11 protein-coding genes, 2 pseudogenes and 1 riboswitch are annotated in these 15,078 nt (G+C 37.2%); of the genes and pseudogenes, 11 read left to right on the plus strand and 2 right to left on the minus strand.

What is annotated here, in order from left to right:
* Positions 1–158: 158 nt before the first annotated feature.
* Positions 159–1,721 (minus strand): multicopper oxidase, encoded by a 1,563-nt coding sequence (locus NSQ14_RS01340; protein ID WP_341286965.1) that lies wholly within the window; start codon positions 1,719–1,721, stop codon positions 159–161.
* A gap of 368 nt (positions 1,722–2,089) precedes the next feature.
* Between NSQ14_RS01340 and NSQ14_RS01345 the strand changes: the two genes are divergently transcribed.
* From NSQ14_RS01345 to NSQ14_RS01370, 6 genes and pseudogenes are all read left to right on the plus strand, one after another.
* The gene (locus NSQ14_RS01345) at positions 2,090–2,401 is read left to right on the plus strand and encodes a hypothetical protein (protein ID WP_343155517.1); all 312 of its coding nucleotides are present in this window, start codon (positions 2,090–2,092) and stop codon (positions 2,399–2,401) included.
* A gap of 206 nt (positions 2,402–2,607) precedes the next feature.
* Complete coding sequence (locus NSQ14_RS01350) at positions 2,608–3,873, plus strand: hypothetical protein (protein ID WP_341286967.1); 1,266 nt, start codon at positions 2,608–2,610, stop codon at positions 3,871–3,873.
* A gap of 276 nt (positions 3,874–4,149) precedes the next feature.
* Positions 4,150–4,569 carry a hypothetical protein gene (locus tag NSQ14_RS01355; RefSeq protein WP_341286968.1) on the plus strand — a complete coding sequence of 140 codons (420 nt, stop codon included), beginning with the start codon at positions 4,150–4,152 and terminating at the stop codon, positions 4,567–4,569.
* A gap of 699 nt (positions 4,570–5,268) precedes the next feature.
* A complete protein-coding gene (locus NSQ14_RS01360) occupies positions 5,269–5,583 on the plus strand; it encodes a transposase family protein (RefSeq protein WP_341286969.1) in 315 nt (104 codons plus the stop codon).
* Positions 5,564–5,794 (plus strand): annotated as a pseudogene (locus tag NSQ14_RS01365) (glycine betaine ABC transporter substrate-binding protein); the annotation flags it as partial. The gene NSQ14_RS01360 and the pseudogene NSQ14_RS01365, both read left to right, overlap by 20 nt.
* Before the next feature lie 107 nt (positions 5,795–5,901).
* Positions 5,902–6,351 carry a hypothetical protein gene (locus NSQ14_RS01370; protein ID WP_346216777.1) on the plus strand — a complete coding sequence of 150 codons (450 nt, stop codon included), beginning with the start codon at positions 5,902–5,904 and terminating at the stop codon, positions 6,349–6,351.
* Positions 6,352–6,473: 122 nt separating this feature from the next.
* On the opposite strand, the gene NSQ14_RS01375 is transcribed toward NSQ14_RS01370, so the two are convergent.
* Positions 6,474–7,856 carry an amino acid permease gene (locus NSQ14_RS01375; protein ID WP_343190587.1) on the minus strand — a complete coding sequence of 461 codons (1,383 nt, stop codon included), beginning with the start codon at positions 7,854–7,856 and terminating at the stop codon, positions 6,474–6,476.
* A gap of 152 nt (positions 7,857–8,008) precedes the next feature.
* Positions 8,009–8,087, minus strand: a riboswitch (glycine riboswitch).
* Between the two features lie 438 nt (positions 8,088–8,525).
* Here NSQ14_RS01375 and NSQ14_RS01380 point away from each other — a divergent pair.
* The 5 genes and pseudogenes from NSQ14_RS01380 to NSQ14_RS01400 all read left to right on the plus strand — a co-directional run bounded on the left by NSQ14_RS01380 (position 8,526) and on the right by NSQ14_RS01400 (position 14,660).
* Positions 8,526–9,821 (plus strand): ADP-ribosylglycohydrolase family protein, encoded by a 1,296-nt coding sequence (locus tag NSQ14_RS01380; protein WP_095142093.1) that lies wholly within the window; start codon positions 8,526–8,528, stop codon positions 9,819–9,821.
* A gap of 424 nt (positions 9,822–10,245) precedes the next feature.
* Positions 10,246–10,989, plus strand: a complete 744-nt coding sequence (gene fabG / locus NSQ14_RS01385; protein WP_340500366.1) for a 3-oxoacyl-ACP reductase FabG — start codon at positions 10,246–10,248, stop codon at positions 10,987–10,989.
* A gap of 57 nt (positions 10,990–11,046) precedes the next feature.
* The gene (locus NSQ14_RS01390; protein ID WP_346216778.1) at positions 11,047–12,813 is read left to right on the plus strand and encodes an acyl-CoA dehydrogenase family protein; all 1,767 of its coding nucleotides are present in this window, start codon (positions 11,047–11,049) and stop codon (positions 12,811–12,813) included.
* 14 nt (positions 12,814–12,827) lie between these two features.
* A complete protein-coding gene (locus tag NSQ14_RS01395; protein WP_227092848.1) occupies positions 12,828–13,187 on the plus strand; it encodes an SCP2 sterol-binding domain-containing protein in 360 nt (119 codons plus the stop codon).
* Between the two features lie 546 nt (positions 13,188–13,733).
* Positions 13,734–14,660 (plus strand): annotated as a pseudogene (locus NSQ14_RS01400) (Rpn family recombination-promoting nuclease/putative transposase).
* The last annotated feature ends 418 nt before the right edge of the window (positions 14,661–15,078 follow it).

The raw sequence follows: 15,078 nt of genomic DNA on the forward strand, positions 1-15,078 counted from the left end.
TATCGTCATTAGGTTAACATGGGGGCTCCGGGCTCCTATTAAGTTAGCTGTTTTGATTGTAGGTAACTTCCATTTTCCTTGATTGGAGCCCCTCTTTAAATATCTTTTGATTATTTGGGTATATTTTGATTGAGAAAACTAGTTTTAATTATTAAGGTTTAATTCTTTTTTTCATATTGATTATCATGACTTCTTGGTGGTGTTACTTTATATGGACGCATCATTTCATAATCTTCGTGTTCCAAAATATGACAATGCCATACGTAATCACCATCGTATGGGGCAAAACGCATAATGATGCGAGTAATTTGACCTGCTGGGGCCATTACTGTATCTTTCCAGCCTCTTTCATTTGCTGGAGGTGGCACGGCGGGACCTGTGAATTGAATTTCCCCTGTTTGATTGTACAGATTCAAATCAAATGGTCTACGATCAAGAATTTGAAACTGTACTAAATGGATGTGAATAGGGTGAGCAAATGCCGTCAAGTTCATCAATGACCAAATTTCCGTTGCATGAAGATGAGGAAATTCAGTTACAGGATCTGACCATCTTTTATTATTAAGGAGTAGAACTGGACGACCAAATTCATCAGTTTGGGCTGTTAATTTCATCGTTCGGATTTTTGATACATCGAACGGTGAGAATCTTGGAACCCTTGATAAAACTCTTGGAATTTTTGTCTTATCTGGATTGGCTATTGGTTTTGTTACACGAAATTGCATAATCTCATTTGTTTCATCATCTGGATCAGCATCCGGACCAAGGTCATTTTTTAATGTTATGGTTTGTCCTGTAAATTGTGAAAAGTCAATAATTAAATCTGCGCGTTCAGCAGGCTCAAGGGCTAGCACATCAAGACGAACTGGGTTCTGTAATAATCCACCATCCGTACCAATTTGAATCATCGTTGCTCCATTATCGAAATAGAACTGATAGGCCCTTGTATTGGAGGCGTTCAATAGACGAAAACGGTATTTTCTTGGTTCTACTTCAAAATAAGGCCAAACTTTTCCGTTAACTACAATTGTATCACCAACAAAGGCAGGGACAACGGAAGGATTTGGTAAGTTTGCGGAAGGATTATTTGGCTGGATTGGATAAAATAAGGAACCATCTTCATTAAAGGTTCGGTCTGTGACAATAAGCGGAATTTCATATGCTCCTCGTGGTAAATTCAGCCTTTTTTCCTCGTGCCCCCGGAGGATGTACATTCCAACAAGGCCAGCATATACATTGAGTCTGGTAATACCTGAAGCGTGGTCATGGTACCAAAGGGTTGCTCCCCTTTGTTTATTTGGATAATCGTAAATTTTCTTTTTAAAGACAGGACCAACCTCTTGAAAATGGTTTGTAAACCAGGCATCCGGATAGCCATCACTCTCAGGTTCCGTTTCACTTCCGTGTAAATGCACGACCGTCCGCACTTCCGGCATATTTTCATGATGAAGGATGGTTTTATCTACCGGAAGAAAATGCTCGTTAGGTAAGTTATTTTGCCAAAGAATACGTATGTTTTCTCCTTCATAAGCCTCGATAATTGGTCCCGGGAATTGACCATTATAGCCCCATAATCTTGTCGGTGGTAAATCTCGGTGAAGTTTTTGGTAAAATTCTTCCATTGTAATTTCATAATAAAAATGAGCATCTTTTTGCTCCCTTAGTTGCAAAAATTCCGGAACCGATAGCGGATCTACAAATTTTTCTAATCTGCTTGTCATTTCGACACCAGCCTTTACACATTTTTTACATAAATATGTAATGCAATGATAGGTGGACTCCGGCGAATAACTTGGATTGAAGATATTTTTATTTTAGGTCGGATTTAATTTGTAGGTGATTATGAAAATTCCATGGATTGTTTGGTTAATCTCTTGCTAAAAACTGAAAATGGTTACTTTGAATTAAAAATCATTTATAATGTAAGTTATCAAGGTCAAGATTTAGGTGGTGGGAGAAATGGGTATTTGTAAAGAAGTCTTTTATAATTTGTTAGATTCCTTAAATAATAAATATCAGAATTTAGTCGTTTAATCTTTTATTTACAAATGATACCACTTTGACAAACTTTTTGTAAGGGGAGAGTCAAATGAATAGTGTATTCTCAATACTAGCTGCTATAGGCGTAGTAATCCATTTCATATTCAAATATGATGACATACTTTCGAAACTAAGCAAAAGGCAAAAATTTGGCGTTTTTATTTCTTATTTCTCTACGATACTACTTGCAGGAATTTGTATATATTACGGAGGTGCATTTTTAACGGAACCTATTCAAAATGGGGTCATAAAATTTTTCATTCGTCTTACAATCGTTTTGGTTACACTATGGCTGGCCGTCTCCATATTAAACCAGGTATTACATAAGATTACAAAAGGAATTTTTCCGAAAATCACATAAGGGAATTTATGAGTGATGTTTCTATTTTTAGTGGAAACGTTTTACATGATTAAAAAGAGTGAAACCATAATAATTGAAGTTTCGTAGATAAGTAATGAAACATATAGTGAAATTTCCATCAGTGAGGATCTTACTGCCCAAGGTGGGATAAATAAGGGAACATAGGAATCACTTATAAGTCAAAATGCTTGAGAGGGGATATGTAAATGGATGAAAGAATACAAGAATTGATTGATTTTACAAAGGCGAAATTTGGGTTAGATGATTACTACTTAGAACGACATGGCATTTCTCGTAACGTCAATATTTTTAATGAAACAATCTATACATTTGATATGGAGTGGTTTCCGAAACATATAGCCAAACCGGACGACGACTCTAATCCGGATGGGACAGCAGTCATTGAAATTAATTTGAATACAGGTAAGTTTGATAGTGTTATTTTTGTCATGGGAAAAACCTATGCAAGAGACGGAATTGCTTTTCCCAATATGGATTCCAATGAAATCATCAAATGGATTGAAGAGGAAACAGGATTGATATACGGGAAACAATTTCAATTACGAAGGCAACAAGAAAGGGAATTTTATTTTGAAGGATGCATTGATGGTATTGCTGTTTCACCAGGTGCATTTATTGAGGTTAATCTGGATCAGGATGGAAAACTAACCTTGTTCTCTGTTACGGGACCATTTCCTTCCAAAAATATGGTCATTGAAGAGACTTATCACCTTTCCCTTGAAAAAATCGAACATTTGGCAAAAGAACAATTGAAGCTGATTGAATATCCTTCCGACGAACAGAAAAAAATAATCCCTGTTTATGGAGTGGAAGAAATCTTTGTTACGAATGACGGCAGATCAACTATACCATATGGACTGGATGATTCCCCCTATGTAAGGATCGATGAAATTATCGTTTGGGATGAACCAATGAATGAACCGTTTGAAAGAAAAGAAATACGTTGGTTTGAGGATATAACAGCAGAGCAAGCATTTTCAAATGAGCCAAGTCCTGATTCATTCCCAATTACAAAGGAAGAACAAGATAGATGTGTACAGTCTGTAAAGGACTTTTTACGTCAGGTTTACCCGAATGATACGGGAAAATGGCTGCTTAAAACACTTAAACGCAATAAAGGATATATTCATGCAACAGTTAGGGCTAACTACCGGGACGACGGTGTATTTCAAAGAAAATTAGAAATCATCATTGACGCAAATCGTTTTCAAGCCGTCAATTACTTGGATAACGAAATGATGTTGCGAATTTTCGATCAATTTCAGGCACCTGATGAAGTAACGGTCACGAAAGAGGAAGCTTTTGAAAAAATCAAAGAATGGTTTGAGTTAAAGCCTGTTTATATCTATGATTTTGAACAAAAACAATATGTTTTATGTGGGAAAATAGATTGTCAATATGGAGTAAACGCAGCCAGTGGTGAAGTGATATTGTTGGATGAATTGATATGAAGCCAAAGATGAGGCAGTTGAATGATTGATTTGACGGAAGTCCCTCTTGAATAGAGCAAAATGAGCTGGATATTTTTTAAACGAATTGATTTAACCCTGCTACTTGGCAGGGTTTTTGGCGCGGAGCATTTGTTGTCAATAAAAAGTCGATCCTCGATAGTTGTCTTTTTTGCATTCATTCATGTAAAAGAATAAGCCATCAGTATGACTAAAAATTCCGGTTTATTATAAAAATAAGTAATACGAACAAAAATAATTGAAAAGGATCGAATATTTATGAGAGCTGTATCCGCTTTATTTTCAATCCTTATGCCGGGGTTTGGACAAATTTATAATGGTCAAATTAAAAAGGGTATCTTTCTTTTAGTAGTAGAACATTTTGATAATATGTTGGGGAAAATAAATCGTTCTATTCAGCTGGATTTTAACGGTTTTCATCAAGAAGCATTGGCTACAGTCATTTATGATGCTATGCTATTTTATCCGGGTTTTTATGTTTATACCGTTTGGGATGCTTGGTTTTATGCAAAAGAGGGGGCTGATAAGGGGAAAACTGCCATTCCATTTATAATTGGCGGTTTTTTAGGGGAGTTTGGGGCGATTTTTGCATCAAAATTGCCATTCCCAACCCTTATCTGTGGTCTACTTATGATTATTCCTATGCTAATTGGGATGGTCATATTTCGAAATCAATAACAAATCTCATTCAAGAGTTAAATGACATTTATTAATTCAACTTTTAACAGTAAGTCTTATACTTCCATTTTCAAGGTCTTAAGGTAGGTTGCCTTGTTCATCATCTACTGTCTTTCCGTCTGTTTTCATCGAGTTAACGAAGTCCGAATTATTTAAGAGGGAATCTATTGGTTATATGTCAGAATAAAAAAAATTTCTTATATAGGGCGATAAATTTGTAAATGTCCAAAACTAAAAATATTCCTTGACCCAGAGAAATATAGGTACTAAAATTAAATTAATGACCGGTCATAATTTTAGAAGGGGAGGAAATTGAATGAGTCTTAGGAAAAATATTATTCAGTCGTTTTTGTTGTAGCGATGTTAATGTCATTTATTTCAGTCAGTGCATTGGCTAACAATTCCAGTGATACTAGTTTTGTGTTCAATTTTCCAATCGGAACTAGTGTAACCTATACAGATGCAAGAGCAAAGGTAGATAATTCATCAGCTTACATGAAGTTGCAACGACTTGTAGGGGGGACATCGCCGTCATACACTGCCTCTGTCGTACGCGAAAACTATAGTAATTTTTCAAAGGTTTGGTATTACACTTTTAACAAAAATAATATGCTTCCTCGCTATTTAATGTTTAGTTTAAAGCTTCCCAAAGCTGTCTATACTGGGTAATACTACTAAATTACCTGGGGTGATAGTCTTATGAAAAACTTTGAAGAAGAGTATAATGTATTCCAAGATGCGTTAGAAATACCTAAACCTTGGTATGTTTTCCATAATGAATTAGCTAAAGAAGAAAATACCTTACACATTTATATTGAATATCAATCAGGAGCGGAATTTTCTTGTCCTAATTGCGGTAAAACGGGATGTAAAGTTCATGATATACAAGATCAAGACAGGACTTGGAGACATCTAAATTTTTGGCAATATAAGACCATTCTCCATGCCAGAATGCCACGAGTAAAATGTGAGTCATGCGGTAAAATACGTACGGTTGAAAGTGTTAAAGGATGATAAGCAGTTATTCCCGCCATATCAGGGTGCACCATTATTACGCGAGGAAACGGCCGAACGGTATCCGGAAATTGTAAAGGCACTAAACAAATTAGCCGGAAGAATTACCGATGAGGAAATGAGAGAAATGAATTACCAAGTGAATGTTAAAGGGAAAAATCCGTATGAGGTAGCAAGGAGTTACTTGGAAAAAGAAAATCTATTAAAGTAAATACTACAATCCTATAGAAAAGGGTATTCTCATATGGGGGAATTTTTAAGGGCAAGTAGATGAAGAATGTTTACTTGCCTGTGTTTTTTTATTTTGGTTGCCAAAAAATGGTAATTCTCGGCCATAATGATGACGAGAAAGGATCTCATCGCCAGAAAAATGAGTTTCCGGCCAAAAAAAGACGACGAGAACGGGTTTCGTCGCCAAAAATGAGTGTTTCCCGGCTCAAAAAGCCGACGAGAGAGGATCTCGTCGCCAGAAAAATGAGTTTCCAGCCAAAAAAAGCCGACGAGAACGGGTCTCGTCGCCAAAAAAGTGAGTTTCCGGCCAAAAAAAGACGACGAGAACGGGTTTCGTCGCCAAAAATGAGTGTTTCCCGGCTCAAAAAGCCGACGAGAGAGGATCTCGTCGCCAGAAAAATGAGTTTCCAGCCAAAAAAAGCCGACGAGAACGGGTCTCGTCGCCAAAAAAGTGAGTTTCCAGCCAAAAAAAGCCGACGAGAACGGGTTTCGTCGCCAAAAAAAGAAGTTTTCCGAGTAAAAAAGACGACGAGATAAAAAGAGAATTTCTTGCCCAAAATTAGTGATAAGAAGGAATGTTAGTCGCTAAGGATTCAGGACGTACATTTAGTCCACACCATTCTTGCAAAAGGATGGATTTTTTTCCTTGAATAAATAAGTTATTTGGCTCTTTGCTCATAATTAAGCGCATGTACATTATTTTTTCGATGAACTCCATATAAAATGAATAAAAGAATGAACCAGACCGGGGTCAGTAGTAAAGCCATTCGAGTTACTTCGGAAAAATACATGATAACTAAGATGATAGCAAAAAAAGCTAAGACAACGTAATTTATGAATGGTGTTAATGGCGCTTTAAAGATAGACTTATTGTGCAAATCCGGCCGTGATTTCATATAGCGAATATGTGAAATTAAAATGATGCTCCAAACCCAAATAAAACAAATGGCGCTAATCGTTGTTACAATGCTAAATGCTTGTTGAGGGATGAGCTTACTCAGAAGTGCACCGACGGAAAGAACGACTGCAGAGATCCATAAAGCATTACTAGGCACATGATTTTTACTTAATTTTGCAAAGGTAGCCGGTCCTTGTTCATGTCTACTTAAGTTGTACAAAATCCTGCTGGTAGAAAACAACCCACTATTACATGCAGAAGCTGCTGATGTTAATACAACAAAATTAATAACGCCTGCTGCAACCGGAATTCCTACCAAACTGAATACTTGTACAAAAGGGCTGTTCGATGCATTTAACTGTTCCCAAGGGTTAATGGTCAAGATGATAAAAAGGGCACCGACATAGAAGAATAAAATGCGTAACGGGATCTTATTAATAGCCGACGGAATATTTTTTTTCGGATTGCTCGTTTCCGCAGCTGAAACTCCGACTAATTCTACGCCAACAAAGGCGAATACGACCATTTGGAAGGAAAATAGAAATCCGCTGATTCCATTTGGAAATAGGCCGCCATGTTCCCAAAGATTTTTCACGGTAATTGCCCCGTTATCCGATTCAAAACCAACGACGAGCATAACAATACCAATAATAATTAATGCTAAAATTGTAATGACTTTAATTAATGCGAACCAAAACTCCAACTCTCCAAAAAGCTTGACTGTCAATAAATTCAATCCTAGTAAAATGATTAAACAAATTAGTGCAGGAACCCATTGGGGAATATCAAACCAATACCGGATATAGACACCAACCGCAATAATATCCGCCATCGCTGTCATAATCCAACAAAACCAATAGGTCCAACCGGTAACATAACTTGCCCATGGTCCAATATAATCATTGGAGAAATCCGTAAACGATTGATATCCGGCATTTGATAATAGAAGTTCACCCAAAGCTCTCATAACAAAGAATATCGCAATTCCAACAACTAAATAAGCAAAAATGATGGACGGTCCCGCCAATTGAATTGCTTTCCCCGATCCTAAAAATAACCCTGTTCCAATCGTCCCTCCAATTGCAATTAGTTGGACATGTCTGTTTTTCAAGTCTCTCTTTAGTTCTTGTTTTTGTTCAGCCACATTTCATACCTCCTGAAAATTACTTTCGTGAAATAACTCACACCAAAATCTATTAAAAAAATACAATTAAGAGGGTTGCTACAAAAAACAAAAAGAGATTGGATTTCTCCAACCTCTTGGCAAATAGAAAAGAATAACAAATAGTCATTACTCGTTACCCTTCTGTCCTTTTGCCTGAGATTGTGAACCCTTCGGCGCCGCTAATTTAGCGATCTCTCCAGAAGCTGCTCCTGCTTTAGTGTGACCCAAAGCATTCTTCGCTAGCTTACTATTCATTTGTATAAATTTGATTTGACGTTAGCTTTTCACTCAATGCACAAACTTCAAATATACACAGAGCAATTGTTTACCTCTACACCTAAAAATATCTTAATATAATTTAAAATTTTACTAGCAATATATTAATTGTCAATAAAAATGGAAACTTGACACAAAATGTTGCGAAATGGTTATCGGAGGTTAGAGGCTTATGGATAAAATTACATGAACGTTTCACATATTAGCGTTTCAGGCTATTGTTCTATCAGGTTGGAAATGATTTAGAAAAATCATTCTTTATCATGAATAATAATAAACAAACGTTTCAAGATGGGTTACAATTAATTAATGAAAGTAGAGAGATATTTTTTGCATAAAGATTAATATGAAATGTTTGAGGGAGGAATTGTTTTGATTGGTGCGATTATTGGCGATATTGTTGGATCTCGTTTTGAGTTCAATAATCATCGAAACAAGAATTTCAAACTTTTTGCAGAAGATTGCCATGTAACCGATGATAGTATTATGACGCTTGCTATTGCTAAGGCGATTATGGAGACAGAGAGGGCCATTAATAAAGATTATGAAAAAAATGGCTACTACTCTCTCCTTGAGGAAATGTCGGTACGGTATATGCAGGAAATCGGACGGAAGTATCCTGATTGTGGTTATGGATATAGATTTAATCAATGGGTTTTTTGTGCGAATCCTGAACCTTATAACAGTTTTGGAAATGGGGCTGCCATGCGGATAAGTCCGGTGGGATTCATTGCAAGGACAGAAAGTGAAGCGTGCAAGTTATCTGAAATTGTCACAGGTGTAACTCATAACCATGAGGAAGGATTGAAAGGTGCTGAGGCTACAGCAGTGGCAATCTTTATGGCATGGAATGGATGTACTAAAAGTGAAATACGAAATAAAATTAACAGTTCCTATTATCCTTTAAATTTTACTATTGGTGGAATCAGGGACAGCTACCAGTTTAATGAGACATGCCAAGAAACAGTCCCTCAAGCTATCGCAGCTTTTTTAGAATCCGGTTCCTTTGAAGATGCCATTCGTACTGCGATTTCAGTCGGCGGTGATAGTGACACGCTGGCGGCTATTACCGGTGCTATAGCAGAAGCTTATTACGGAGTCCCGGAAATTCTTAGAAAGAAAGCGTTAACTTATTTAGATGATGAATTGCGTGCGATTTATGATGAATGGTGTGAATTTACCGAAGCTGGGCACCCACATAGCAAGTTTAAAATGCTCACGAAATATATCGGGAAACTATCTGATCGTGCGTATTTTGGTGATTGGGTTTTTGATGATGAAAATGATGGGAGTTCTGAACACCCGAAACAAATGCCGTTTGTAAAATATGATGAGCTGGTAAAAATGTTTGTTGATGAATTCTATCAATTTTCACAAAGTCATCCGGAATATAAACTGATGAAATATCATTTAATTTTAGAGGATTACGGGGTTCAACCGAATACAGCGGGTTTGCGAGATGCAAAGGTAGAATTACTAGATGCGCAATGTATCTTAGCAATGATTATGTGTATCATTCGGTTTGAGCGATTTGGTGAAGGATTACTACTTAATTTTTTTAAAGAAGGTATTATATTAAAATGGTTGAAACGTCTCAAAACAATTGACGACTCTGACATTGATTCGAACCCGGCAAATATTCCTAATCAATCTTCCAAGGATAAATGATTTTCGTTATTTTTATAATCGTAGCTAATTTGGTACAATCTGTTTCCGAGAACTGTTCTCATGGGCAAAACCATCTGAAAAAGGGTACGAACAGCCCCCGGAATTTCTCTCTCGAAGACAAAATAAACCTTAATAATCATATCTCCAACACAAATTGCATAATTTAATGTTGTCATCTTAAAAGTATGCTAAGGTTAATATTTATCAATTTCGAAAACTAGGATAATATGATATGATGTTTAGCACCCAAAAAGCTCATTTTTCAAAAACATTTACGCTCAAATGACAATATATTGTGTCTTGATAAAAATTGTTAGTACTATATTTGGCGCAAATCTTTCCTTAAAACCTTTTTGGGTGATAACCATATGATTGGTTTGAAATATTTTTAATTACAACGAAGGGGATAAGGGGGTACTTGTTCTTGGAAAAATTAATAAATAAAGTAGCTGTTGTTACAGGAGCAGCACAAGGAATTGGCGCAAGCATTGTTGAGCGGCTTTTTGCAGATGGTGCTACTGTCGTGTGTCTTGATGTAAACTTGGATAAGTTGAAAGAATCTATTTTAAAAATAGATAAAACGGGTGAACGTGCCATATCGCTAAAATGCGATGTGTCCAATCAGGAAGAAGTTAATCAAGTTTTTGATCAAATTTATGAAAAACTCGGCAAAGTTGATATTCTAGTAAATAATGCCGGCATTGTCAGGGATGCGTTTTTTCATAAAATGACACCGGAGCAATGGCATGCGGTCATCAATGTCAACTTAAATAGTATGTTCTATACATGCCAAGCCGTCATTCCAAAAATGAGGAAACAAGAATATGGAAAGATCGTAAATATTTCATCAACCTCAAGCTGGGGGAATATGGGACAGGCAAATTACAGTGCAGCAAAAGCCGGTGTCATCGGTTTGACAAGAACGCTAGCGAAAGAAAATGGGGCAAAAAATATTACAGTAAATGCAATTGCGCCGGGTCAAATTGATACCGATATGACAAGAAATATTCCGGAAAATATTAAGATGATGGGTATTATGTTGACGCCTGCCGGAAGAATGGGAAATCCATCTGTAGTGGCATCGGTCGTTTCGTTTTTAGCATCGGATGATTCCAGTTTTGTTAACGGAGAATGTATTAGTGTCAGCGGTGGGTTTTTAATGCCGTAATGAGTGAATGTTCACTCATACCAAATGGATGAAAACGCGATATAGGGGCTGATTAGGTTGGTTCAAAAGGGGTTATCTATAAAAGGTGCGGAATTTTTAGTGGCACAAATAGAGGGCGAATCTATCTTTACACCAGAAGACTTAACAGACGAACAGAAGATGATTGCAGCCACGGCAAAACAGTTTGTTGAAGAAAAAGTGATTCCCAAAAATGCAGATATTGAGAGTCAAGATTTTGATTGTGTCGTAAAGTTAATGCGCCAAGCCGGGGAATTGGGGTTGCTGGCTCACAGTGTACCGGAAAAATATGGCGGACTTGGTCTTGATAAAATATCAAAAGGAATTGTCGGAGAATATGTCGGACGGACCGGTGCTTATGGGGTAGCACATTCCAACCATACGTGCATCGCGACTTTACCGATTACCTATTTTGGTACGGAAGAACAAAAGGCAAAATATTTACCAAAGTTGGCGTCCGGTGAATATATTGGTGCGTATTGTTTAACGGAACCTTCCGCCGGGTCCGACGCTTTAAGTGCAAAAACAACAGCCGTACGAAATGAGGCAGGGACGCATTATATTTTAAACGGCAGTAAGCAATTTATTACGAACGCTGCTTTTTCCGATACGTTTATTGTCTACGCAAAGGTGAATGATGAAAAATTTACAGCATTTATTGTTGAAAAGGATTTTCCCGGTTTAATCATTGGTCCTGAGGAAAACAAAATGGGGATAAAAGGCTCCTCAACTTGCTCGGTAATATTCGACAATTGTCTTGTCCCGGTTGAAAATGTACTTGGTGAAATTGGGCGTGGTCATGTAATCGCTTTAAATGTGTTGAATCTTGGCCGTTTCAATCTTGGAGCGGCATGTATGGGTGGCGCCAAATCGACATTGGAGCTGGCTCTTAAATATACAAATGAACGAATTCAGTTTGGTCGGACGCTTTCTTCATTTTCGGCCACACAGGAAAAACTGGCTACGATGGCAGCTCGTATTTATGCTGCGGAATCCGTACAATATCGGACAGCGGGTTTGTTAGAAGATGCACTAGGTGACCTTTATGATGAAACAGACCATAAAGTGATTGAGAAGCGGTTGTCAGAATATGCCGTCGAGTGTGCCGTTTGCAAGGTATTCGGCTCGGAAACATTGGATCAAGTGGCGGATGAAGCACTCCAATTACATGGCGGTTATGGTTTTATAAAAGACTACCACATTGAACAAGTGTACCGCGACTCCAGAATAAACCGGATTTTTGAAGGAACCAATGAAATCAACCGATTGTTAATTCCGGGATTTTTATTTAAAAGAGCAGCTCAAGGCCAGTTCAACCTTGAAGCACTGATTAACCGAGTGATTAAAGAAGCAACAGGCACGAAGAAAAAGCTTGATGGACCTCTTGCCCGTGAAAGAGAAATGATTCAATCGATTCGGCGGGTGTTTTTGCTACTGGCCGGGGGCGTTTATTTGAAATATGGGCTGGAGTTGGAGCGCGAACAAGAGTCGATTATGAAATTGGCCGATATTGCCATCTATTTGTATGCAGCCGAATCAGCGGTACTCAGGACTTTGAAAGCGGTAAAGAAAAATGGTTTGCCAAAAGAACAACTAAAAGAAAGTCTCGCTGTTTGTTTTGTCGATGAAGTGCTTTTGAAAGTAGAATCATTGGCACGGCAACTCATGGGTGGAATCGGGGTTGATGCCGAAAAAACAGCTGAATTGATAAAAAAAGAACTCGCTCAATATCCAATGCAATTAACTTTTGAAAAGAAGCGAGAAATTGCAGCCCGATATATCGAGGCTGAAAAATATATTTCATAAGGGGATGTTTAGTAATGAGTGAACAGGTGACAAACGCTTCACTGGCAGAAATTAAACAGTATATTGAAAAAGAATTAAATGAAAATCCGGCGCCGATTGCTGATGTAAATGTCGTTTATCAGTTTGACCTTACCGGAGATGAAGAGGATTCCTTCCAACTTAAGCTAAACGGAGGACAGGCCATAGTTGTTCCGACAAGCGAAACGACAGCGGATTGTACATTAGTTATGTCAGCGGACAGTTTTCGGAAATTTTTAACCGGGAAGTTAAGCGGAACAGTCGCCTTCATGACAGGTAAATTAAAAATCAAAGGCGAATTAGCCAAAGCGATGAAATTGGAGCAGATTTTAAAACAGTATAATATAAACGGATAAGCTTCTGGTGGAAGTTTCAAAATAAAATCTGTAAACCCAAGGATGAAGTAAAGCCATTCTTGGGATTTTTTACGTTAAGAAATCAATATGGAGGCTTTATCAAAATCAATGTGCTTAGGAAAAAGTACTCGTATTGAAGGGCTCTCTATATATTAAGTGGACATAACCGTGCTATTTCTAGAGACCGCTGAAAAAGTCCTGAATTGCTTAAAACCATATTTAGATGTATTTTTGTGGTCTATCCTACTATTGAGTAAGCGAACTTGTTCGAATCGTTTTTCAGTGGCCTCCAATTTTTAATAGAAATTTTTTTAAAAGCAGAAGGATTTTTGGCGAAATTGGTCGAATAAATCATTAAATCCGCTCTCCATCCGAAATTCCTTGCTCTTTTCTCCTGAATTTGTTTTACTTTCATCCTATTTTGTACCAAATCCAACAATAGAATTTTTCTTCTAAATTAAGTTTTAAAAATTCAGTTAATAGCTTTATTAGATTTTAAAATTCATGTATAATTATATTAGTTGAAAGGAATGGTTGCATTAAAATATGGTACGACAAACGCCATTTAATTGGTTAAAGCCAAAAAATGATTTTGTCTTAAAATTGATACTTGGCAGTGAGAATGATCAATCAAAAGAACTGTTATTAGCGTTTTTAAATGATTTTCTATATGTGCCTGCGTTGCAAAGTTTTACTTCTGTAGAAATATTAAACCCAATCATCAATAAACAAAGTATCTATGATAAAGGCTCTATTTTGGATATTAAGGCGAAAGTTCCCGGCTATGGATATATTAATATTGAAATGCAATTAACGAACCATAATAATATGCATAAACGCTCTCTGTATTATGCGTCCAAATTAATTGAAAATCAATTATTTGTAAGTGATGAGTATACTAAGGTAGAACGGGTTGTGGCAATTAATTTATTGGACTTTCCATTTTTTTCTTCTACTCCTTATCATAGTTGTTTTCGGTTAATGGAAGAAAGACGGCATGAGCTATTCCCTGATCTTTTGCAGTTACATTTTACTGAAATGCCGAAGTTTATTCGACAAGATCAAGCGGGGAAAATCCCAATGAATGATCGAAAGGCAAAATAGATACGCTTTTTGACAAATGAAGATGATACGAGGTGGTTTGAGATGGCAAAACAAGACCCGGTAATGGAAAAGATGGTGGAATCATTAAGAGTAGCAAGCCTGGACCCGGAAGCAAGGGAATTGTATGAAGCCCGTGCAAAAGCATTGAAAGATCTCAACTCAATTCGCGGAGAAGCGAGGCGGGAAGGGATAGCGGAAGGGATAAAAGAAGGACTAGAGAAAGGGCTAAAAGAGGGGAAAAGAGAGGCAAGTCGAGAACTAGCGAAAAAAATGCTAAGAAAAGGATTTGAAGTATCCGACATCATGGAAATGACAGAGTTAACAGAAACGGAAATAGAAAAACTAATGGTTGAGATAAATAATCACTAAGTACGGAAGCAAAGGCGTGTGTAAATGCAAAGCACAGCCGAGGGAATTGAAAAAATGAGCTAAACAGTAATTACAGTGGCGTTAATTTAATGGCTGAATGAAGTCCGGAAGCATAATGAATTGTTTGACATCGGGCTTCTGTGGGTATGTTTCCTAAGTTAAGAATCTACCTGACTTATGGGCTGGCTTCAACCAACCAAGGCTATTTTTTCTTCACCCCGTTGTCAAGCTGTACTTGATATTGGATACCGGAATGATAATGAAAACACAATCAGAAATTAAGGTTGAAGAACGTCTTAATTTCTTTTTCACTCTTTTTCTCCTTTTGATTATTGATGTATCTGAACTTTTAATACAACCGGACATTTAAATAATAGGGAAATTATTGCTCTCGGTGAAAGATAGTTTAGACTCAAAT

It is taken from the genome of Caldifermentibacillus hisashii (assembly GCF_039654145.1).
GTDB classification, from domain to species: domain Bacteria; phylum Bacillota; class Bacilli; order Bacillales; family Caldibacillaceae; genus Caldifermentibacillus; species Caldifermentibacillus hisashii.

What these genes read in the sequence shown, in the direction of transcription:
- NSQ14_RS01395 (WP_227092848.1), top strand. Translation starts at nt 12,828, where the DNA reads ATGAGTGAACAGGTGACAAACGCTTCACTGGCAGAAATTAAACAGTAT.
- NSQ14_RS01360 (WP_341286969.1), top strand. Translation starts at nt 5,269, where the DNA reads ATGAAAAACTTTGAAGAAGAGTATAATGTATTCCAAGATGCGTTAGAA.
- NSQ14_RS01355 (WP_341286968.1), top strand. Translation starts at nt 4,150, where the DNA reads ATGAGAGCTGTATCCGCTTTATTTTCAATCCTTATGCCGGGGTTTGGA.
- NSQ14_RS01345 (WP_343155517.1), top strand. Translation starts at nt 2,090, where the DNA reads ATGAATAGTGTATTCTCAATACTAGCTGCTATAGGCGTAGTAATCCAT.
- NSQ14_RS01370 (WP_346216777.1), top strand. Translation starts at nt 5,902, where the DNA reads ATGGTAATTCTCGGCCATAATGATGACGAGAAAGGATCTCATCGCCAG.
- NSQ14_RS01350 (WP_341286967.1), top strand. Translation starts at nt 2,608, where the DNA reads ATGGATGAAAGAATACAAGAATTGATTGATTTTACAAAGGCGAAATTT.
- NSQ14_RS01340 (WP_341286965.1), bottom strand. Translation starts at nt 1,721, where the DNA reads ATGACAAGCAGATTAGAAAAATTTGTAGATCCGCTATCGGTTCCGGAA.